At 68.3% G+C, this 21,031-nt stretch carries 18 protein-coding genes; 10 read left to right on the top strand and 8 right to left on the bottom strand.

What is annotated here, in order from left to right; all coding sequences use genetic code 11:
- Positions 1-2: 2 nt before the first annotated feature.
- The 4 genes from AC06E9_RS17715 to AC06E9_RS17700 are packed head-to-tail and all read right to left on the bottom strand — an operon-like array spanning position 3 to position 3,755.
- Positions 3-2,036, bottom strand: a complete 2,034-nt coding sequence (locus AC06E9_RS17715; protein ID WP_121043982.1) for a phospholipase D family protein — start codon at positions 2,034-2,036, stop codon at positions 3-5.
- Positions 2,033-2,590, bottom strand: a complete 558-nt coding sequence (locus AC06E9_RS17710; protein WP_259462215.1) for a YceI family protein — start codon at positions 2,588-2,590, stop codon at positions 2,033-2,035. Before AC06E9_RS17710 ends, AC06E9_RS17715 begins: the two co-directional genes overlap by 4 nt.
- 42 nt (positions 2,591-2,632) lie before the next feature.
- Positions 2,633-3,109 (bottom strand): SixA phosphatase family protein, encoded by a 477-nt coding sequence (locus AC06E9_RS17705; protein WP_121043976.1) that lies wholly within the window; start codon positions 3,107-3,109, stop codon positions 2,633-2,635.
- Between the two features lie 13 nt (positions 3,110-3,122).
- Positions 3,123-3,755 (bottom strand): ParA family protein, encoded by a 633-nt coding sequence (locus tag AC06E9_RS17700; protein WP_121043973.1) that lies wholly within the window; start codon positions 3,753-3,755, stop codon positions 3,123-3,125.
- Positions 3,756-3,887: 132 nt separating this feature from the next.
- On the opposite strand from AC06E9_RS17700, the gene AC06E9_RS17695 reads away from it, so the two are divergent.
- Entirely contained in the window at positions 3,888-5,372 is a 1,485-nt protein-coding gene (locus tag AC06E9_RS17695; RefSeq protein WP_152153833.1) for an AAA family ATPase, read from the top strand.
- Between the two features lie 10 nt (positions 5,373-5,382).
- Here AC06E9_RS17695 and AC06E9_RS17690 read toward each other — a convergent pair whose 3' ends face one another.
- The 3 genes from AC06E9_RS17690 to AC06E9_RS17680 all read right to left on the bottom strand — a co-directional run bounded on the left by AC06E9_RS17690 (position 5,383) and on the right by AC06E9_RS17680 (position 7,768).
- Positions 5,383-6,300, bottom strand: coding sequence for an AEC family transporter (locus tag AC06E9_RS17690; RefSeq protein ID WP_152153835.1), 918 nt, complete (start codon positions 6,298-6,300; stop codon positions 5,383-5,385).
- 113 nt (positions 6,301-6,413) lie between these two features.
- Complete coding sequence (locus AC06E9_RS17685) at positions 6,414-7,052, bottom strand: tetratricopeptide repeat protein (RefSeq protein ID WP_478056527.1); 639 nt, start codon at positions 7,050-7,052, stop codon at positions 6,414-6,416.
- A gap of 92 nt (positions 7,053-7,144) precedes the next feature.
- On the bottom strand, positions 7,145-7,768 hold the full coding sequence (locus tag AC06E9_RS17680) for a DUF938 domain-containing protein (RefSeq protein WP_478056526.1): 624 nt from the start codon (positions 7,766-7,768) through the stop codon (positions 7,145-7,147).
- Positions 7,769-7,912: 144 nt separating this feature from the next.
- On the opposite strand from AC06E9_RS17680, the gene AC06E9_RS17675 reads away from it, so the two are divergent.
- From AC06E9_RS17675 to AC06E9_RS17635, 9 genes are all read left to right on the top strand, one after another.
- Entirely contained in the window at positions 7,913-9,541 is a 1,629-nt protein-coding gene (locus AC06E9_RS17675; protein ID WP_478056525.1) for a TldD/PmbA family protein, read from the top strand.
- 132 nt (positions 9,542-9,673) lie between these two features.
- Positions 9,674-11,308 (top strand): TldD/PmbA family protein, encoded by a 1,635-nt coding sequence (locus AC06E9_RS17670; RefSeq protein ID WP_478056524.1) that lies wholly within the window; start codon positions 9,674-9,676, stop codon positions 11,306-11,308.
- Between the two features lie 20 nt (positions 11,309-11,328).
- Positions 11,329-12,663, top strand: a complete 1,335-nt coding sequence (locus AC06E9_RS17665; RefSeq protein WP_121043955.1) for a TldD/PmbA family protein — start codon at positions 11,329-11,331, stop codon at positions 12,661-12,663.
- Positions 12,664-12,730: 67 nt separating this feature from the next.
- Positions 12,731-13,432 carry a DUF4159 domain-containing protein gene (locus AC06E9_RS17660; RefSeq protein WP_121043952.1) on the top strand — a complete coding sequence of 234 codons (702 nt, stop codon included), beginning with the start codon at positions 12,731-12,733 and terminating at the stop codon, positions 13,430-13,432.
- A gap of 61 nt (positions 13,433-13,493) precedes the next feature.
- Positions 13,494-14,477 carry an AAA family ATPase gene (locus AC06E9_RS17655; protein WP_121043949.1) on the top strand — a complete coding sequence of 328 codons (984 nt, stop codon included), beginning with the start codon at positions 13,494-13,496 and terminating at the stop codon, positions 14,475-14,477.
- A gap of 10 nt (positions 14,478-14,487) precedes the next feature.
- Entirely contained in the window at positions 14,488-15,384 is an 897-nt protein-coding gene (locus tag AC06E9_RS17650) for a DUF58 domain-containing protein (protein ID WP_478056523.1), read from the top strand.
- Entirely contained in the window at positions 15,381-16,499 is a 1,119-nt protein-coding gene (locus AC06E9_RS17645) for a BatA domain-containing protein (protein WP_461769769.1), read from the top strand. Before AC06E9_RS17650 ends, AC06E9_RS17645 begins: the two co-directional genes overlap by 4 nt.
- Complete coding sequence (locus AC06E9_RS17640; protein ID WP_478056522.1) at positions 16,496-18,667, top strand: hypothetical protein; 2,172 nt, start codon at positions 16,496-16,498, stop codon at positions 18,665-18,667. The genes AC06E9_RS17645 and AC06E9_RS17640 overlap by 4 nt, the downstream gene beginning before the upstream one ends.
- Positions 18,664-20,493 carry a hypothetical protein gene (locus tag AC06E9_RS17635; protein WP_478056521.1) on the top strand — a complete coding sequence of 610 codons (1,830 nt, stop codon included), beginning with the start codon at positions 18,664-18,666 and terminating at the stop codon, positions 20,491-20,493. The genes AC06E9_RS17640 and AC06E9_RS17635 overlap by 4 nt, the downstream gene beginning before the upstream one ends.
- A gap of 43 nt (positions 20,494-20,536) precedes the next feature.
- On the opposite strand, the gene AC06E9_RS17630 is transcribed toward AC06E9_RS17635, so the two are convergent.
- Positions 20,537-20,974, bottom strand: a complete 438-nt coding sequence (locus AC06E9_RS17630) for a hypothetical protein (protein WP_121044050.1) — start codon at positions 20,972-20,974, stop codon at positions 20,537-20,539.
- Positions 20,975-21,031: the final 57 nt, after the last annotated feature.

Here is a 21,031-nt window from a genome sequence, read left to right as displayed (position 1 = left end):
ACTTACAGGATCGGGACCAGCCCGGCGCCGAAGGCGGTGAGCATGCGCACCAGCAGCCACTTCGGCCCGACATTCACTTCGGGGAAGTCACCGACGGCGACATAACAGGTGTGGAAGGCCGGGTCCTGCCGCTTGAGCGGAGCCGGGCACGCGGGCCCGGGCTGGAATTCGTAATCAGTGGCGTAGCGCCACGGCCAGAAATCGAGCACCGGCAACGCCTCGGAGGCCTTGCCGACGCTGTAGTTCAGGCCGGACAGCACCGGCGGCTTGGCACGCGGCGCGACCACCCAGGAGTTCTGCGGGTGGATGTCGCGCAGGATGCTCTGCGCCAGCGCCTCGGCGAACACCGGGTCATCGATGATCACCGCCCCTTCGGTGTTGTAGTTCTCACTGCGCGGATCGAAGTTGTGCGTGCCGACCACGCCGATGCGGCGGTCCACCACCATCGACTTGGCGTGCAGGCCCATGCGCGCGCCCTTGCGGGTGACCGGCAGCGGCTTGTTGACCGCCTTGGTGCCCAGGAATGAGGGCCGGGTTTCGGCACGCAGCACGCGGCGCTCGACTTCGCTGCCATCGGTACTGCGGCGGCGACCGCTGGCGCTGTTGCGATCGGCACTCCCTCGACGCGGGCCGCTGCTGGCACGGTTGTCGGCGCTGCCGCGCGCATTGCTGCCGGCCGCGCTGCCACCGAGCAGGCTGCTGCGCTTGCCCTGCGACGGCGGCACCTCGCTCCCCAGCGGTGCGGGCAGCAGATTGCGGTAATCCACCGGCGCATCCAGCGGGAATGGCTTGAACTCGTAGATGTTGAAGCCGAGCTCGCGCAGGTTGCGGCGTTTGTACTTGTAGGACAGCGCGTAGACGATCGGGTTGTCGGTGGCGGCCAGGCTGTTGGTCGAGACCACCACGCGCGGCGCCTGCTCGCGCTTGCGCAGGGTGCGGAACAGCTGCTGCGCCGGCTTGGACAGGACCAGATAGGGGGTCTGCAGCAGCACTTCGGACTGCGCGCTGGCGATCAACGCATCCAGTTGCGGCTCGGTCACGTGCTGGCCGTTGGCCGGCTGGCTGGCGCGTTCGCGGCGATGTTTGCGTGGCAGGTCCGCGACGTACTGCACCGAGGCCACCGGCAGGGCGGTGTCCACGAAGGTACGCCGCACGAACTCCGGATCGTTGGCTTCTTCGCTGACCCGCTCGACCCGCTCCGGCCGCCGGAAGTCGGCCGGCGGCATGGCCGGTACGCCCTGGCGGAGCAATGTTCGCCCCACATCGTTGAGACGCTCGGCCGGCACGCTGCGCGGCGCGCGCCAGAAGGCATCGAAGTTGGCGGCCATCTCGCGCACCTCCGGGCCGGCCACGATCACGTCGCGGTCGCGGAAGTTGTATTCACTGTCCCAGTCGTAATAGTCGTCCTGGTAATTGCGCCCACCGACCACGCCCAACGCATCGTCGACCACCAGCAGCTTGTTGTGCATGCGCTGGTTGAAGCGGCGGAAGCAGCAGACCACGCTGGCGGCGTAGTCGAAGTAGTTCAGGCGTGCCTTGCCGAAGGTCGGGTTGTAGACCCGCAGCGAAAAATTCGCATGGCTGCCGGACAGGGCGCCGAGAATCTCCAGATCGGAGATCGCCGAGAGCTGGTCGATCAGCACGCGCACCTTGACCCCGCGGCGGGCGGCCGCCTGCAGTTCGTCCAGCACCAGCCGGGCGCTGTCGTCCTTGTCGAAGATGTAGGTCTGCAGGTCGATGCTGCGGGTGGCGCTGCGGATCAGGTTCAACCGCGCGACCAGCGAGACCTCGCCTTCGTCCAGGAGGGTGGCATAGTGGCGCGGCTGGCCGGCGTGGGATTCGGCGAACGCACGGCCACCGAGGGCGCGCAGCGGCGAATCCAGCGCACAGCGATCCGGCTGGTCGCAGTCGACCACGGTCGAGCGCGCCTGCACGGCGATGCCGGCCGCGCGGTCACGCTCGGCATTGGACAGCGAGGCACAGCCGCTGCCCAGCAACAGCGTTGCCAGCACCAACAGACGCAGCAATGGGTTCACGGTTTCGGCGCCTCGCTCAGACGCGCACGCAATACAAAGGTCACTCGATCACTCAGGGCTAACTGCCAGCTGTCCATTCCATACCGGCCACGTTGGACGGTACCGCGGCTGACCACATCGCAATCATACCCGGCCCGGGCACAGGCCGGCGGCTCGACCCGCAGGGTCTCCGGGTGGCTGACCCCGCGCAGGATCAGCCGGCCCTGGATGCTGCCGCCCTTGTCCACAACCTCCGGCCAGTAGGGCAGTGAATCGAACTCGACCACCGGGTAGCGCGCCGAGTCGAAGAACTCCTCGCCGCGCATCCAGCCGGTGTAGCGGGGTTTGCCGGGGATTTCCACGTAACGGGTGAACATCCGCAGGTGCACCTGGTGGCGACCGTCGGAGAGCACCTCGATGTTGCCTTCAAAGCGCGGGAACACGCCCTCGATGCGCTGTCCCAGCCGCGTGCGGATCTCAAACCCGAAGCGCGAGCTGGCCGTATCGAAGGCCAGGGCATGGCTGGTCGGAGCCGGTACCGACGACGGCGGGGCGGCATGCACCGCCCCTGCCATCAACAGCAGCCCGAACCACGTCGCACGGACTGCCCACACTGCTTACGGCCACCAGAAGGCGGTCAGGCTGGCCACGCCAGGCTCGATGGCGGCCTCACGGTCGAAGGCCAGTACCGCGATCCCGCCCGGCGGCATGCCGCGGTAGTCGCTGCTGGTGCCCTCGCTCATCAGGGCAACCAGTTGCTCCAGGCCGGGGTTATGGCCCACCACCAGCAGGCGGTCCACATCGCGGCGCGCATCGATCAACCCCATCAGGGTGCCGGGGGTGGCCTCGTAGACGGCGTCCTCCAGCCGCTTCTCGACGAAGCCGGTGATGCCCAGGACGGCTTCCAGGGTTTCGCGGGTCCGCCGCGACGGCGAGCAGAGCACGCAGTCCGGCAGCAGATTGTTTTCCTTGAGCCAGCGGCCGGCGGCCTCGGCTTCGGCCAGACCGACCGGCGACAGCGGGCGGTCCAGATCGGCCTGGCCGGTGCTGGCGGTTTCAGCATGGGCGTGACGCAGCAGTATCAGTTCTCGCATGGGATCTCTCGTGTCAGGCTTTCTTCAGCCACTTCAACAGCGGCTCCCAGTCATTCTGGTGCTCGCGCACCTGGGCCGAGCGGTAGTCGAACAGACTCCGTCCGAGCCCGACCATCACCACATAGCTTTGGCTGTCGCGCAACTGCGCGACGACCTCATACGGCCAATCGGCCAACATCTGTATCGCCTGTTGCGAGGTCTGCGTCCAGGGTTTGGTGCGGTTGAGCACCAACCCGACCGGCAGGCTGCGGTTGTGGACGCGGGGCACGCGCGACAGGCTGTTGAGGAAGCCGACGATGGCTTCGATATCCAGCGCGGAAGGCAGCACGGGGACCACCACCGCATCGGCAACATCAAGGAAATGCGGAATATCGTCGGCCATCGCACCGGCCGGAGCATCGATGATGACCTCGTCGGTGCCCTCGGGAACCAGTCGTTCCCAGCTCTTTTTGCGATACACGTCGATCGGCAGCACGGCGCTTTCCAGAACCGAGCGGCGTTGCGCCCAGCGGGTGCTGGAGCCCTGGGGATCGGCATCGGCCAGGACGGTCCGTTTGCCTTCCAATGCCGAATGCGCCGCCAGGTGGGTGGCGACGGTGGTCTTGCCCACCCCGCCCTTGGAACCGGCCACCAGGATCGTCTTCATGCAAGCCTCGCTTCCGGGGAACGTTCCCGCAGCCTACACCGGCGCCTGTGACGGAGATAGTCGCAGCGCTGAACCAGAACCGACGGCCACGGCTTTGCTATCGTGGATGGTTCCAATGGACTCACCGCCAGCATGAGCGAACTACAGGACCTGAGCGCGCTGATCCGCGCCAACACCCCGCTGATCATCATCGAGACCCAGGATGAGGGCCGGGTGGTGGAGCTGTTCCGCCAGACCCTGATGCATGTCTGGCGGGCCCTGCACCGCTGGTCGATCACCGAGGGCCTGCGCCGGATCGACATGGACCGCGAGGACGACCCGGTCGGCCCGCCCGATGCCAGTTCGGCCCTGCAGATGATCCGCCAGGCCGAGCAGCGCGGTATTTATCTGCTGCTCGATTTCCACCCCTACCTGGGCTATGCCAGCCACCAGCGCGCCCTGCGCGACCTGATCCAGCGGCGGCACTGCGAGGCCCACGTGCTGGTGCTGGTCGGGGCCAAGGTCGAGCTGCCGGCCGAGCTGGAAGCGCTGGCCACCCGCTTCAACCCGCGCCTGCCCGACCTCAACGCGCTGCTGAAGATGCTGCGCGAGGAAGCCGAAGCCTATGCCCGCGAGAACGGCGGGCGGCGCGTGGAGGTGGACAACGAGGCGGTCCAGAAGATCCTGCACAACCTGCGCGGGCTGAGCCTGGTCGACGCGCGCCGGATCGCCCGGCAGCTGATCTTCGCCGATGGCGCGCTCAGCCAGGACGACCTGCCACAGCTGGCCCGGCTCAAGTTCGAGTTGCTCAACCGCGCCGGCCACCTGCACTACGAGTACGACACCACCCGCTTTGCCGATGTGGCGGGCGCCAACCGGCTCAAGCGCTGGGTCAACCAGCGCCGGCCGGTGTTCCTCGGCGGCGCGGGCCCGGCCGGCCTGGACCCGCCCAAGGGCATGCTGCTGCTCGGCGTGCAGGGCTGCGGCAAATCAATGCTGGCCAAGGCAACGGCGGCCGGTTTCGGCGTACCGCTGCTGCGGTTGGACTTCGGCAGCCTGTACGACAAGTACCACGGCGAGACCGAGAAGAACCTGCGCGACGCGCTCGCCTCGGCCGAGCAGCTGGCCCCCTGCGTGCTGTGGATCGACGAGATCGAGAAAGGCCTGGCCAGTGGCGGCGAAGATGGCGGCGTGTCGCGCCGGGTGCTCGGCCACCTGCTGACCTGGCTGGCCGAGCGCAAGAGCACGGTATTCATCGTCGCCACCGCCAACCAGGTGCATGAACTGCCGGCCGAGCTGCTGCGCAAGGGCCGTTTCGACGAGATCTTCTTCGTCGATCTGCCCGACGCCAACACCCGGGTCGAACTGCTGCGCCTGCATCTGGGCAAGCGCCAGCTCAATGCCGACGACTTCGCGCTGCCCGCGCTGGCGGCCGCGGCGGATGGCTTCTCCGGTGCGGAGATCGAACAGGCGGTGGTGTCGGGGCTGTACGCCGCGCATGCCGAATCGCGTGTGCTGGATACCGAACTGTTGATGCAGGAGATCCGCGGCAGCCGGCCGCTATCGGTGCTGATGGCCGAACAGGTCACTGCGCTGCGCGAGTGGGCACGGGGGCGCACCGTCAGCGCGGACGTGTGACGCCGGGGCGCTACGCCGGCAGGTGCTGCAAGACCCACACCCACGCCGGCAGCGTCACCAGCGACAGCAGGATGCCGTAGCCAACCAGCGCGGCGGCCAGGCGCGGGGCCAGGCGATGGGACATCGCCAGTGCGGCGGCGGTGATCATGGTCGGCATCGCCGACTCCAGCACATTGGCCTGCAGCATCGTGCCGTGCAGGCCGAACGCCCAGGAGATCGGCAGCGCCAGTGCCGGCATCACCAGCAGCTTCAGCAGCAACCCGATGCCCAGTGGCCTGAGCTCATCCAGTGGCAGGCGCAGCTGGATGGAGAAACCCACCGCCAGCATCACCAGCGGCAGCATCGCATCGGCCAGCTGCTTCAGCCCGGTGCCGATCCAGCCCGGTGGCTGCTCAGGCATCAGGGTCAACGCGAACAGCAACGCCCACAGCGGCGGGAACTTCGCGATCCGCAGCAGGATCTGTGCGGCGGTAGGCGGGGTGTCGCCGCTGTAGCGCGCGATCACATACAAGCCGAACGTGGACAGCAGCACAAAGGTGCCGAACTGGTCATAGACCACCGCATAGGGCAGCGCGTGATCACCGAGCAGCGCGCGCACCATCGGGTAGCCGATGAAACTGGAATTGGCCAGCGCCACGCAGATCAACAGCACCGCATGCACGTCGCGGGCGAAGCCGAAGACGCGCGTAGCCAGGCTCACCGCGGCGAGCGTACACAGCATCAACAGCCACGGCGTGGCGACCAGCCCGATCAGGCTGATATCCAGATGCAGCCGTGGGACGTAGATCAGCACCGCCGCCGGCAGGCAGACGTACAGCACGATGCGGTTGAGCACATCGGCAGTGTTGTCCGGCAGCGTGCGCAGACGCGAGAACAGCATGCCCAGGCCGAGCATGGTCAGGATGAGAGCGAATGCATCGAACGCCATCGCGACAGCCTAGCCGATCCGGCAGTGGCCGCCGCCCCGACCATGGTCGAAACGGGAGGGTACGGCGGCCCCGCCAAGGGGCAGGCCCGTATGTGCGGACCCGCCCGACCCGATCACGGCCAGGCGGGCGGCTTCTCCGCCCAGGCCCGCTGGATCTCGGCCAGCTTACTGCGTTCGCTGTCGCGCCAGCCCGGCAGCAGTTCGGCATAGCGATCCGTTCCGCTCCACTGCTGTGGCTCGGTGCGCACGGCTGCGGCATACCACTGCACGGCTTCGGCCTTGCGGCCCAGCGTCCACAGGGCCAGTGCGAAGGTGGGCGGCACCCACCCGGGATTCCCACGCAGCGTGTTCTGGGCCGCCGTCCACTGGGCCAGTGCGGCGTCGGTCTCGCCGAGGCGGAACAGGTCCCAGCCATAGTTCCAACGCACGGAACGGCCCAACACCGAACTGGCCGACGCGGTCGTGGCGGCCTGTTCGTAAAGACTGCGCCCCAGCTCCGGCCGGCCCTGCGCGATCGCTACGCCCGCCAGCTGCACGGTGGCCTCCAGCGTCTTGCGGCCGCGCTCGCGGTGTTTCATCAATTGGTCAACGAGATCCCCACCCTCGCCCTGCACCACCACCATCGGGGCGGCGGCCAGGTCATTGTCGAAGTAGAACTCCTGCACTGCCGGCAGCGATTGCGCCGACACGTTGAACACACAAGCCCCCATGGCCAGCATCACGCCGGCCAGCATCTGTCTTGCAACTGCCATGCAAACTCCCCCAGGTTGTCACAACAACCTCCCCTCCTGATCCTAACCGCAGCGCACGCCCGGCACCAAGCGCGGCCGACCAACGGTCGGATCTACCCGGCGCGCCGCCAGACCCGCAGGCGGTTGTTGGCCGGCATCGCCACGTCCTCGGCCAGCTGCAGGCCCACCCCGGCCGCCAGTGCATCCACCGCTTCGGCATCGCGGATGCCCGAGGCCGGATCGCGCGCCTTCAGCCACGCATCGAACTGGCGATTGCTGTCGCTGCTGTAGGCACCGTGGGCGTTGAACGGGCCGTAGACGCACAGCACGGCGTCCGCGGCCATCACGGCAGGCAACCCGGCGAACAACGCCTGCACGTGCGCCCAGCTCATGATGTGCAGGGTATTGGCAGTGAACACCGCATCGAACGCCAGCGGCGCCGCCGGCAGCGGGCCCAGCCCGGGCGCGGGCGACAGCGCCGCCTGCAGCGGCCACGGCGCCGGTGTATTGGGCAGGCCGGCGGCCTGGAGCCGGGCGGCGATGCCGGGCAGGTGCTCGGGATGATCACTGGCCTGCCACTGCAGGTAGGGCAATGCCGCAGCGAAGTGTTCGGCATGCTGGCCGGTGCCGCTGCCGATCTCCAGCACCCGGTGGCGGGCGGCGAGGTGGCGCTGCAGCACCGCCAGGATCGGCGCGCGGTTGCGGTCGCAGGCCTCGGACCAGCGTATCTGGCTCATCGGAATGTCACATCGGCAGGGAATCGATGTCCATCCAACCATGACCGCAGTCACTTGTGCCACTACGCGATGCCACCGAAAGTCGAAGACTTGTCCAATGTCGGCGGCCTGCGTGCCGTCGGCCGTCCTTGGGGGATGTGAGCTGTGCAACGTCGTGAGTTTCTAGCGCTGTCTGGAATGGGCCTGGCGGGCCTGGTACTGCCGCATGGCCGGCTGATCGCCGCCGAGCAGCTGCTCGAGCCGGGTGATGTGGGCCGCCGCAAGGCGCTGGCCGAGGCCGCGCTCGCCGCCGCCAAGCGCGCCGGTGCCAGCTACTGCGACGTGCGTATCGGCCGTTACCTCAACCAGGCGGTCATCACCCGCGAGGCCAACGTCCAGAACGTCACCAACAGCGAATCCTCGGGCATCGGCATCCGGGTGATCGTCAACGGTGCCTGGGGCTTTGCCGCCACCCACCAGCAGACCCCGGCCGCGGTGCTGGCCACGGTCGAGCAGGCCGCAGCGATCGCCCGCGCCAACGCCGTCATCCAGACCCGTCCGGTGCAGCTGGCGCCGGTCACCGGCGTGGGTGACGTGAGCTGGAAGACCCCGATCCGCAAGAACGCGATGGCGGTGCCGCTCAAGGACAAGGTCGACATGCTGCTGTCGCTGAACGCGGCTGCGCTCAATGCCGGGGCCGACTTCATCAACTCCACCCTGTTCCTGGTCAACGAGCAGAAGTTCTTCGCCTCCAGCGATGGCTCCTTCATCGACCAGGACGTGCACCGCATCTGGCTGCCCTTCACCGCGACCGCCATCGACAAGACCAGCGGCAAGTTCCGCACCCGCGCCGGGCTGTCCTCGCCGATGGGCATGGGCTACGAGTTCCTCGATGGCGACGCGCGCGGCAAGATCGCGTTGCCGGGCGGCGTGGTCGCCTACCGTGATTCCTACGATCCGGTGGAGGATGCGATCGCCGCGGCCCGCCAGGCGCGGGAGAAGCTCAAAGCGCCGTCGGTCAAGCCGGGCAAGTACGACCTGGTGCTGGATCCATCCAACCTGTTCCTCACCATCCACGAGAACGTCGGCCACCCGCTGGAGCTGGACCGCGTGCTCGGCTACGAGGCCAACTACGCCGGTACCAGCTTCGCCACGCTGGACAAGCGCGATGCGGGCTTCCGCTGGGGCAGCGACATCGTCAACTTCTTCGCCGACAAGACCGCCCCGGGCAGCCTGGGCGCGGTGGGCTACGACGATGAAGGCGTGAAAACCAAGCGCTGGGACCTGGTCAAGGACGGCATCCTGGTGAACTACCAGGCCACCCGCGACGAGGTGCATATTCTTGGCGAGAAGGAGAGCCACGGCTGCAGCTACGCCGATTCGTGGTCCAGCGTGCAGTTCCAGCGCATGGCCAACGTGTCGCTGGCGCCGGGCAAGGCGCCGCTGAGCGTGACCGACATGATCAAGAACGTGGAGAACGGCATCTACATCCACGGCCGTGGCTCCTATTCGATCGACCAGCAGCGCTTCAACGCGCAGTTCGGTGGCCAGCTGTACTACCAGATCAAGAACGGTGAGATCACCGGCATGGTCGAGGACGCCGCCTACCAGATCCGCACGCCGGAGTTCTGGAATGCCTGCAGCGCGATCTGCGACGAGCGCGATTTCCGCTTCGGTGGTTCGTTCTTCGATGGCAAGGGTCAGCCGGGCCAGGTCTCGGCGGTCTCGCATGGCTCATCGACCACGCGCTTCGATGGCATCAACATCATCAATACCGCACGCAGCCTGGGATGAGCCTGTCCCCGCTCCATGCCGAATGTCACTACCGCGGCGCCCGTACGGCCGCAAAAATCGGCTGTGCCGCCGCGGCGGTCGCCCTGATGTCGCTGTTTCCCTGCCACCCCCACACCGACGTGGAGAGCTGCCTTGCAAAGACGTGACTTTCTCGCCCTGACCGGGCTTACCGCTGGCGGACTGATCGTGCCGTCGTTCTTCGGCAAGGTCATTGCCGCCGAGCAACTGCAGAGCGCACTCGATCCGGCGCTGAAAAAGCGCCTGGCCGATGCCGCCCTGGCCGCCGCGCGCCAGGCCGGTGCGACCTACTGCGATGTACGTATCGGCCGCTACCTGCGCCAGTACGTGATCACCCGCGAGGACAAGGTGCAGAACGTGGTGAACACCGAATCGACCGGTGTGGGCATCCGCGTGATCGTCAACGGCGCCTGGGGCTTTGCCGCCACCAACCAGCTCGGCACCACCGATGTGGCGCGTGCCGCGCAGCAGGCCGCTGCGATCGCCAAGGCCAACGCCGGCGTGCAGACCGCCCCGGTGCAGCTGGCGGCCGCGCCCGGCGTGGGCGAAGTGTCCTGGCGCACCCCGATCCGCAAGAACGCGATGGACGTGCCGATCAAGGAAAAGGTCGAGCTGCTGCTGGACGTCAATGCAGGCGCGATGGGCGCCGGCGCCAGCTTCGTCAACTCGATGCTGTTCCTGGTCAACGAGCAGAAGTACTTCGCCTCCACCGATGGCTCCTACATCGACCAGGATGTGCACCGCATCTGGGCACCGATGACGGTCACCGCGATCGACAAGAGCACCGGCAAGTTCCGCACCCGCTCCGGGCTGTCCTCGCCGATGGGCCTGGGCTACGAGTACCTTGATGGCGTCGGCACCGGCAAGGCGGTCTCGCCCAACGGCGTGGTCAACTACCGCAACTCCTATGACATGAAGGCCGATGCGATCGCCGCGGCCCAGCAGGCGCAGGAAAAGCTCAAGGCACCGTCGGTGAAGCCGGGCAAGTACGACCTGATCCTGGATCCGTCGCACACCTGGCTGACCATCCACGAGTCGGTCGGCCACCCGCTGGAGCTGGACCGCGTGCTCGGCTACGAAGCCAACTACGCCGGCACCAGCTTCGCCACGCTGGACAAGCGCGAGCAGCATTTCCAGTACGGCAGCGACAAGGTCAACATCTTCGCCGACAAGACCCAGCCGGGCAGCCTCGGTGCGGTCGGCTACGACGATGAGGGCGTCAAGACCAAGCGCTGGGATCTGATCAGCGAAGGCAAGCTGGTGGATTACCAGACCATCCGCGACCAGGCCCATATCCTGGGCAAGACCGAGTCCGACGGCTGCTGCTATGCCGATTCCTGGTCCAGCGTGCAGTTCCAGCGCATGGCCAATGTCTCGATGGCGCCGGGCAAGACCAAACTGAGCGTGGCCGACATGATCAAGGACGTCGAGAACGGCATCTACATCATCGGCGACGGCTCGTTCTCCATCGATCAGCAGCGCTACAACGCGCAGTTCGGTGGCCAGCTGTTCTATGAAATCAAGAACGGCCAGATCACCCGCATGCTCGAGGACGTGGCCTACCAGATCCGCACGCCGGAGTTCTGGAACGCCTGCACCGCCGTGGCCGATGAAAGCGACTACCGCCTGGGCGGTTCGTTCTTCGACGGCAAGGGCCAGCCCGGCCAGGTCTCGGCGGTCTCGCACGGTTCGTCCACCGCGCGCTTCAACGGCATCAACGTCATCAACACCGCGCGCAGCCTCGGCTGACCGGTCAGGAGCCCCAATCCATGAGTATCTTCACCGAAGCCCAGGCCAAGGCCATCCTCGACAAGGTCATCGCGCTCTCCAAGGCCGATGAGTGCACCGCCGTGCTGGCCGGCTCGATCGACGGCAACATCCGTTTCGCACTGAACAATGTCTCCACCAGCGGCATCGTCGACAACACCGAGCTGGCCGTGACGGTCGCCTTCGGCAAGCGCGTCGGCACCGCCTCGATCAACGAGTTCGACGACGCCGCGCTGGAACGCGTGGTGCGCCGTGCCGAAGATCTGGCCCGCCTGGCCCCGGAGAACCCCGAGTTCATGCCGGCCATCGGCAAGCAGACCTACACTGCCAGCCCGACCTTCAGCGAATCGACCGCGGCCATCGACCCGGCCTTCCGCGCCAAGGTCGCCGCCGACTCGATCGCGCCCTGCCGGGGCAACGGCCTGATCGCCGCCGGCTTCCTGGAAGATGGCCAGAGCTTCTATGCAACGGCCAACAGCAACCGCAACTTCGGCTACCAGCGCGGCACCAATTTCAACTACACCTGCACGGTGCGTACCGAAGACGGGCGTGGCTCGGGCTGGGTGGGGCGCAGTGTGAAGGACGCGGCCGATTTCAAGGCCGACCAGGACATCCGCATCGCCATGCGCAAGGCTACCGAATCGGCCGAAGCCAAGGCCCTGGAGCCGGGCAAGTACACGGTGATCCTGGAGCCGGCGGCGGCGGCCGGCCTGATCAGCTTCATGATGAACTTCTTCGATGCGCGCTCGGCCGATGAAGGCCGCAGCTTCCTCTCCAAGAAGGGCGGCGGCAACAAGCTCGGCGAACAGGTCTACGACCCGCGTGTGACGATGGTGGCCGACCCGTGGCACCCGGACGCGGCGGTGCTGCCGTGGGACAACGAAGGCCAGCCGCGCGAAAAGCTGGACATCATCAAGGACGGCAGGATCGCCAACCTCAACTACTCGCGTTTCTGGGCGCAGAAGCAGGGCAAGACCGCCAACGCGCGGCCGGGCAACCTGCTGATGGCCGGTGGCGACAAGAGCACCGCCGAGCTGGTGCGTGGCACCCAGAAGGGCATCCTGGTCACCCGCACCTGGTACATCCGCATGGTCGATCCGCAGACCGTGCTGCTGACCGGCCTGACCCGCGACGGCACCTTCTACATCGAGAACGGCCAGATCAAGCACCCGGTGAAGAACTTCCGCTTCAATGAGTCGCCGGTGATCATGCTCAACAACATCGAAGAGCTGGGCAAGCCGGTGCGTGTGGCCGGTGACGAGTCCAGCCTGGTGATGATGATTCCGCCGATGAAGCTGCGCGATTTCACCTTCACCTCGTTGTCCGACGCGGTCTGATGAACGGTCGTGACGGCCACTGGCCGTCTCTTCGTCTGGCCGGTGACACCCGGGAACGTGCGTGGCGATGAACCGCGCACAGTTCCTGCGCCTGATGCTGGGCAGTGCCGCCTTCGCGGCATTGCCCGCGCCGGCACGCGCCCAGGCCGGGCGTTACGACTTCTGGTTCACCCGCCTCAAGTACGACTCCGGCGACTGGGACGTGGATGCGCGCATGCCATCCAACGTGATCACCTCGCTGATCGATTACACCTCCCTGCGCGTGGACCCGACCGAGCACGTGATCGCGCTGTCCGATCCGCGCATGCTGGAGGCGCCGTTCTGCTACCTGGCCGGCCACAAGCTGGTCGAGTTCAATGCAGCCGAACGGCAGAACTTCGTACGCTACGTGCGCAATGGCGGCTTCGTGTTCGTCGATGACTGCAACCACGACATCGACGGCCTGTTCGCCACCTCCTTCGAAGCGCAGATGGCCAAGCTGTTCGGGCCCAGGGCGCTGGGCAAGCTCCCGAACAATCATGCGCTGTACCGCAGCTTCTTCCGCTTCCCCGAGGGCCCACCGGCCACCGGGTTCGAGCTCAATGGCTGGGGCGATGATCTGGTCCACGATTACCTCAAAGGCATCCAGATCGATGGTCGATTGGGTGTGCTCTACAGCAACAAGGATTACGGGTGCGAGTGGGACTACGACTGGCGCAACAAGCGCTTCCTGGCCGAAGACAACACCCGCTTCGCCGTCAACATCGTGATGTATGCGTTGAACAGCTGAGCTTCTTCCTGCTTTTTCAGCCACGCATGGCGTGGCTCTACGCCGATCCTGCGAGTGCCTTATGACGACCGACCGCCTTGATGCCCTTCTTCCCAAACTGCAGCAGCTGCGCGGCGCGCTGGCCCAGGCCGTGGTCGGCCAGCACGCGGTGGTCGAGCAGCTGCTGATCGGCCTGCTGGCCGGCGGCCACTGCCTGCTCGAAGGCGCGCCCGGGCTGGGCAAGACCCTGCTGGTGCGCTCGCTCGGGCAGGCGCTGGAGCTGCAGTTCCGGCGCGTGCAGTTCACGCCCGATCTGATGCCCAGCGACATCCTCGGCACCGAGCTGCTGGAAGAAGACCACGGCACCGGGCACCGGCACTTTCGCTTCCAGAAGGGCCCGATCTTCACGAACCTGCTGCTGGCCGACGAGCTCAACCGCACCCCGCCCAAGACCCAGGCCGCGCTGCTGGAGGCGATGCAGGAGCGCACCGTCAGCTACGCCGGCACCACCTATACGCTGCCCGCACCGTTCTTCGTGCTGGCCACGCAGAACCCGATCGAACAGGCGGGCACCTACCCGCTGCCCGAAGCCCAGCTCGACCGCTTCCTGCTGCACGTACGGGTGGACTACCCCACCGAGCAGGAAGAGCGCGACATCCTGCTGCAGACCACCGGCAGCGCCAATGGCAGCGTGCCCAAGGTGATGGACGCCGAGGAGGTACTGGCGCTGCAGGCCGCGGTGCGCCAGGTCCACATCAGCGAAGACGTCCTCACCTGGATCACGCGCCTGGTGCGTGCCAGCCGTCCTGGCCGCGATGCGCCGGCGGCGGTGAACCAGTGGATCAAGTGGGGCGCCGGCCCGCGTGCCGGGCAGTCGCTGGTGCTGGCGGCCAAGGCGCGTGCGTTGCTGCAGGGCCGCTTTGCCGCGACCCGCGAGGACGTGCAGGCGCTGGCCGCGCCGGTGATGCGTCACCGGCTGTTGCTGTCGTTTGCCGCCGAAGCCGAGCAGAAGAGCGCTGACGATGTGGTCGCCGCGCTGCTGCAGGCCGTGCCGTTCCCGGGGTGATCCACACGCCGTGAGCCGCACCGCACCGATCGCGATCCCCGCCGATGTCCGCAGCCGCCTCAAGGCGCTGCGGCTGCTGCCACGCCGTGCGCGCGGTGCGCACGGAATCGGGCAGCACGCCAGCCGCAGCCGCGGTGCCGGGCTGGAGTTCGCGCAGTACCGTGCCTACGAACCCGGTGATGAGCTGCGCCAGATCGACTGGAAGCTCTACGCGCGCTCGGACCGGTTCTTCGTACGCGAATCCGAGCGCGAGAGCCCGATCACGGCTTGGGTGCTGATCGATGCGACCGCCTCGGCGCGGCAGCGCGATCGTGCACGGCCGGAGTGGTCGCGGCTGGACCACGCCTGCGCGACCGCCGCCTGCCTGGTGGAACTGGCCCTGCAGCAGGGCGACCGCTTCGGCGTGATCGTGGTCAGCGGCGGCGGCGTGCAGCTGGTGCCCGCCGGGCACGGCCCGCGCCAACGTGACCGCGTGCACCTGCTGCTGCGCCAGCTGCAGGCCAGTGGCAGCTGGCCGCCGGTGACCTCGCTGGCGCCGATCTGGGAGCGCGTGCAGGCCGGCGATCTGCTGGTCGCACTGGGCGATGGCTTCGACGAGGCCGGCATCGTGCTGCTGGAACGGCTGGCGGCCGCCCGTCGCGAAGTGCTGCACCTGCAGCTGCTGACCGCCGAAGAGCGCGATTTCCCGTTCACCCAGGGCCACCGCTTCCGCGATCCGGAGACCGGCGAAGAACTGCTGGGGGACGGCCGTGCGATCCGAGAGGACTACCTGGCCCGCTTCGACGCTGCGCAGCGTGCGTTGCAGGCGCGTCTTCAGAGCAGCGGCATCGTGCACGCCACCGGCTATCTCGACCAGCCGCTGGATCAGCCCCTGCGTGTGCTGCTCGGCGCCGGAGGTGGCGCGTGAGCCTGCTGTTCCCGCTCGGCCTGCTCGCACTGGCGGCCTGGCTGGTGCCGCTGTTGATCCACCTGGCGCGGCGCCACCAATATGCGCCGCTGGATTTCGCCGCGTTGCGCTGGCTGCGGGCCCGGATCCGGCCGCGCCAGAATGTCCGTTTCGATGAGTGGCTGCTGCTGTTGGTGCGGTTGCTGTTGCTTGCCTCGCTGGCCCTGCTGCTGGCGCGGCCGGTGCTGCACGGGGGCGCGGCCGATACCCACGCGGTCACGGTGGTCGCCCCCGGTCTGGACGGAGCGGCGCTGCGTGGCCAGATTGCCGAAGGGGACTGGCGATGGCTCGCGCCTGGCTTCCCTGCGCTGGCCGACGGCGCGCCGGCGCCCCATCAACCGCTGGCCAGCCTGCTGCGCGAGCTGGATCAGCGCCTGCCCGCCGGCGCACCGCTGACGGTGTACGTGCCTGACCCGATGCCCGGGCTGGATGGCGAGCGCCCGCGCCTGTCGCGTGCCGTGAACTGGCGGCCGATCCTCATGGCACCGACCAGCGCGCGCACGGCGGCACTGCCTGTGCTGCAGGTCGGTGGCGAGATCGCGGAAGGCGAGCAACGCGTGTTGGCCGCGTTCCAGCGCGCATGGTCCAACCAGGGGTTGTCTCCCGCACGCGGTGCCGGTACCGCCCCGGACGCCGGGCAGATCGGCGTGTGGCTCGCCGCTGCGCCGCTGCCTGCCGCCTGGCAAGCGTGGGTGCGCCAGGGCGGCAGCGCGCTGGTCGCGTCGGGTTCTACTGGGGAGGGTTGGACTCCCGCCTTGCGCGATGCGGACGGCGCGTTGGTACTGGAACAGCGGCTCGAGGGCAGTGGTCGCCTGCTGCGTTTCACTTCGCCGCTGACGCCGACGGCGCTGCCGGTGCTGCGCGATCCCGGCTTCCCGCGCCAGTTGCTGGCGGTCGTCGCCGCACCCGCCCCGCCCACGCTCGCAGCCGCGGCGACACAGCAGCCAGTGCGCGGTGGCGCCACGCCGCGTCCGCTGCCGCGTGAGCTGACCCCGTGGCTGCTGGCGCTGATCGTGCTGCTGTTCGCGCTGGAACGGGTGGTGGCCACCTCGCCGCGCCGTGGAGCAGGTGCATGAACGCCATCATCCAGCGCGGCTGGCAGCGCGCGCGCCGGCGCCAGTGGTGGATCACCGCCGTCGTCGCGGTACCGATCGCGCTGGCACTCAGTGCCGTTGCATGGCGGATCGCGGGGTTCAATGCGTTCACCGTGATCCTGCTGCTGACGTTGCTGGTCGGCGTCGGGCTGGCCACCTGGCGCGCGCGCCGCCTCGATCGCCACTGGCTGGTTCGCCGCCTGGATGAACACGCGGTGGCGCAGGACAGTGCCGACCTGCTGTTCGCGACCCCCGACACCTTGAACCCGTTGCAGCAGCGCCAGCGCTCGCATGTCGAGGCGGCACTGCAGTCGCGCCTGCCCGAGCTGCGGCCCCGCTGGCCGTGGCGCTGGGTACTGGCGTCGGCGGTGATGTCCTTGCTGGCCATGGCCCTGGCCTTCGGCTGGCCGCGCGACCAGAACGCGGCGCCACTGTTCCCAAGCGCCGCGGCACCGCCGGCCACACCGGCGCAACCGCCGCAGCTGCGTTCCACCCGGCTGGAGATCACCGCCCCTTCCTACACCGGGCAGCCCGCGCGCGTGCAGAGCGCGCTGGATGGCAAGGTCGCGCAGGACAGCCGCCTGCACTGGTCGCTGCGTTTCTCCGCGCAGCCGAAGACCGCGACCCTGCAGTTCCACGATGGCCAGCGCATCGGCTTGCAGCGCGATGGCGAACAGTGGACCGCACAGTGGACCGCGACACGTCCGGCGTTGTACCGCGTGGTCACCGAGCCTGCCCTGCGCGACACCCGCCTTTACCGGCTCGATGTGGTGCCCGATCGCCCGCCTGTGGTGCGGGTGATCGCTCCCGACCGCAGTCTTGTGCTGGGTGCGCCCGGGCAGCGTCAGTGGCCGCTGCAGTTCGAGGCCACCGACGACTACGGCGTGATCGCCACGGCACAGTTGAAGGTCACCCTGGCCCAGGGCAGCGGCGAGAACATCACCTTCCGCGAGCAGACCTTCACCCTGACCGGCACCGGCCCGGCAACGCAGCGGCGCTTCGCCCGCACGCTGGATCTCGCCGCGCTGGGCGCCACCGAAGGCAACGACGTGATCGCCCAGTTGACCGTGCGCGACACCCACACGCCCACCGCGCAGACGGCTCAGAGCAGCAGCGTGATCCTGCGCCTGCCCAGTGCCGCGGAGATCCAGGGCACCGACATGGAGGGCATGGTCAAGAAAACCCTGCCGGCGTACTTCCGCAGCCAGCGCCAGATCATCATCGACGCCGAGGCGCTGATCAAACTGCGCGGCAAGCTGCCGGCCGAGGAGTTCGTCAAACGCGCCGATGCGATCGGCGTGGACCAGCGCATCCTGCGCCTGCGCTACGGCCAGTTCCTCGGCGAGGAAAGCGAAGGCGGGGCCAAGCCACCGCCGACCAGCGATACCCTGCCGACCAGCGACACGCCGCCGGCCGCGCACGAAGACGATCACGGCCACGATGCCGACCCTGCCAAGCCCCAGGCGCAGGGCGGGCACGACGATCACGACCACGGCGCGCCGACCGATGGCACCGCTGCCGTGTTCGGCAGCGCCACCGATGTCCTCTCCGAGTACGGCCATACCCATGACCACGCCGAGGCGGCCACCCTGCTCGATCCGAAGACGCGTGCCACGTTGAAGGCCGCGCTGGACCAGATGTGGTCTTCCGAGGGTGAACTTCGCCAGGGCCAGCCAGAGCGCGCCCTGCCGTACGCCTACAAGGCGCTGGGTTTCATCAAGGAAGTGCAGCAGGCCGAACGCATCTACCTGGCGCGGGTCGGCCCGGAGCTCCCGCCGATCGACGAGGGCCGGCGCATGACCGGCGAGCGCGCCGACCTGGCCAGCCGCACGTTGCCGTTGCGTGCGCTGGAGGCACCCGACCAGGCCATCGTGCAGGTCTGGCAGCAGCTTGCCGATCCCGCCAGCGCGCCGGATCTGGATGCACTGATCCAGTGGCTGCGGCGCAATGAAGCGCGCCTGCCGGACCCGCTGGGCCTGGCTGCCGCCATCGAGGAGCTCCGCATCACCCCGGACTGCGCCGACTGCCATCAGGCCCTGCGTGCGCAGCTGTGGCGTGCGCTGCTGCGGCCGCTGCCGCAGGTCCCTCGTCGCATCGCACCGGATGCCATGGGTCAGCGCTACCTGGATGCCCTGGAGGCCTCACCGTGAGCGAACCGCGCTGGATCCTGATCGCGCTGCTCGCCGTACTGGCGCTGGCCAGTGCGCGTCTGTGCTGGCAGCAGTGGCGTGGACCGGCGCGGGCAAGCGGCGTGTTCGCCACCCTGCTGTTGTTGCAGGCCATGGTGACCGTACTGCTCTACCTGACCCTGGTGCCACCGATGCAGCGCGTGGCCGGTGGCCAGCTGACCGTGCTGACTGGCGCGGCCGATCAGGTGCGCTGGTCGGCGGCGCCGGGCGAGACCGTGGTCGCGCTGCCGGAAGCGACGAAGGTGGCAGACGCCCTCGCAGCACCCGACCTGTCCACCGTGTTGCGCCAGCATCCGGGTGCCACTTCCCTTCGGCTGATCGGCGATGGCCTGTCGGCCCGCGATCGCGATGTCGCGCTGCCCCGTGGCGTGCGTATCGAATCGCCCAACGCGCCGCAGGGCTGGATCGCGCTGCAGCCGCCGGCGGTCACTGCGCCCGGTGCGGTGTTCACCGTGAGCGCGCGTACGCAGGGCGTGCCAGGCGCGCGCGCCGAACTGGTGGATCCCGCCGGTGTGGTCATCGACAGGGCCACGCCGGATGCCGAAGGGAAGGTGCAACTCAGCGGTGTGGCCCGCGTTGCCGGACAGAGCGTGTTCGGCCTGCGCCTGCTCGACGCCGAACAGCATGTGATCGATACGCTTGCCGTTCCCGTGGACACCGCCGCCGCCGCAACGCCTCGCCTGTTGCTGCTGGCCGGTGCACCCGGCCCGGAGTTCAAGTACCTGCGCCGCTGGGCCACCGATGCCGGGCTGCGGGTGCAGGCGCAGGCCAACGCGGGCGGTGGCGTATCACTTGGCGATGCACCGATCGCACTTACCGCTGCCACCTTGGCCGAGACCGATGTGGTGCTGCTGGATGAGCGCAGCCTGGCCGGGCTGTCGGCCGCGCAACGCAGCGCACTGCAGCAGGCGATCCGCGCCGGGTTGGGCGTGCTCGTCCGCACCAGTGGCCCCCTCAGCGACAGCGCGCGCCAGGCGCTGCGCGGCTGGGGCATGCCCGTCAGCGGCAACAACCAGGCCGCCCCCCTGACCCTGCCGGCCGACGCCGATGCCGCTCTGCTGCAGGCACGCCGTGGCCCCCAGCGGCCCGCGTCGGACACCACCGCCTACGTCGAAGAAGCCGACACCGCCTCGCATCAGGCTGCGCTACCAGTGTTGGAGCAGCTGACTCTCAAGGCCACCGATGCAGCCGCCCTGCTGCACGATGACAAGGGCGCTGTCGTCGGCGGCTACCGCGCTCTCGGACGCGGCCGCGTTGCGCTCCTGCCCATCACCGACAGCTATCGACTGGTGCTGGCCGGCCGCGACGATCGCCACGCCGAGGTGTGGAGCAGCGTCATGGCCAGCGTGGCGCGCCCGCTTCCTGCCGCGGATGTGCCACGCATCGGCACCCACACGCCGTGGGCCGGCGAGCGCATGGCGCTGTGCCAGCTGCAGGTGACTGCACAGGTGCGTGCACCGGATGGCGCGCTCATCCCCCTGCAGCTTGATCCGGCGAGCGGTCCCGAGCGCTGCGCCGGCTACTGGCCGAACCAGCCGGGCTGGCATCAGCTGCAGCAGGGCGAACGCCGCCACGCGTTCTACGTGTTCGATCCGGCCAGCGCGCGACCGCTGTATCGTCAGCAGCTGCGCGATGCGACTGCCCAGCGCTTGGCCACCGGCGCCGCCGCTTCATCGGCTGTCGTGGTCGAGACGCCGGGCGCACGGTGGCCGTGGCTGCTCGCCTTCGTGCTGGCGGCAGGGTTGCTGTGGTGGCTGGAGCGACGACGGGGGGTGACAGCAGGCTGACGCGCGCACAGCGTTGAGTCCCACAGTGCGAGTGGGGTAACCGTCAGGGTGTTCCGCCGGGCTCCGGCAGCGCCGGGCACCCACCCTGCTGCACACACACCTCCTGCGCGCGACGCTGCTCTTCCTCGGTCAGCTCCGGCGGTGGGCGCGCGGTCGCGGACTGGATCTGATCGGGTCCGCCAGTAAGTTTGTTCACGCCCTGGGCGGCGGCGGCCAGCCCCTTGTTGATGCCCATCATCAGATAGCCACCGCTCATGCTGACCTGCTCGGGCGACGGGGGCTCGCTCCAGGTGCGGCTGAAGCGGTTCGGCTGCACCTGCACCGGATTCTTGAAGCGGTACAGATCCAGCGGTTCGTCGTCGGGCTTGAGGGCGCGCACCTCGCCCAGCGTGGTGACATCCCCCTGCGCTGTCGCGGGCGGCGGTTCCACGGGTTCAGGTACGGCGGCCTGCTGGGCCTGCCCGGCAGCGGCCAGCAGCAAACCCGCAAGCACTGCCAAGCCTTGATATTCACGTAATGCCACAGCGACTCCGTCCGT

The sequence above is a fragment of the Stenotrophomonas sp. Steno-Z10-BAI genome (assembly GCF_056393115.1).
Note: the sequence above shows the minus strand (reverse complement) of the source record. Positions and strands in the feature narration are given on the sequence as shown.

Excerpts from the sequence above, each read along its gene's own strand:
- AC06E9_RS17710 (WP_259462215.1), bottom strand. The coding sequence starts at position 2,590 with ATGGCAGGGGCGGTGCATGCCGCCCCGCCGTCGTCGGTACCGGCTCCG.
- AC06E9_RS17705 (WP_121043976.1), bottom strand. The coding sequence starts at position 3,109 with ATGCGAGAACTGATACTGCTGCGTCACGCCCATGCTGAAACCGCCAGC.
- AC06E9_RS17700 (WP_121043973.1), bottom strand. The coding sequence starts at position 3,755 with ATGAAGACGATCCTGGTGGCCGGTTCCAAGGGCGGGGTGGGCAAGACC.
- AC06E9_RS17695 (WP_152153833.1), top strand. The coding sequence starts at position 3,888 with ATGAGCGAACTACAGGACCTGAGCGCGCTGATCCGCGCCAACACCCCG.
- AC06E9_RS17690 (WP_152153835.1), bottom strand. The coding sequence starts at position 6,300 with ATGGCGTTCGATGCATTCGCTCTCATCCTGACCATGCTCGGCCTGGGC.
- AC06E9_RS17685 (WP_478056527.1), bottom strand. The coding sequence starts at position 7,052 with ATGGCAGTTGCAAGACAGATGCTGGCCGGCGTGATGCTGGCCATGGGG.
- AC06E9_RS17680 (WP_478056526.1), bottom strand. The coding sequence starts at position 7,768 with ATGAGCCAGATACGCTGGTCCGAGGCCTGCGACCGCAACCGCGCGCCG.
- AC06E9_RS17665 (WP_121043955.1), top strand. The coding sequence starts at position 11,329 with ATGAGTATCTTCACCGAAGCCCAGGCCAAGGCCATCCTCGACAAGGTC.
- AC06E9_RS17660 (WP_121043952.1), top strand. The coding sequence starts at position 12,731 with ATGAACCGCGCACAGTTCCTGCGCCTGATGCTGGGCAGTGCCGCCTTC.
- AC06E9_RS17655 (WP_121043949.1), top strand. The coding sequence starts at position 13,494 with ATGACGACCGACCGCCTTGATGCCCTTCTTCCCAAACTGCAGCAGCTG.
- AC06E9_RS17640 (WP_478056522.1), top strand. The coding sequence starts at position 16,496 with ATGAACGCCATCATCCAGCGCGGCTGGCAGCGCGCGCGCCGGCGCCAG.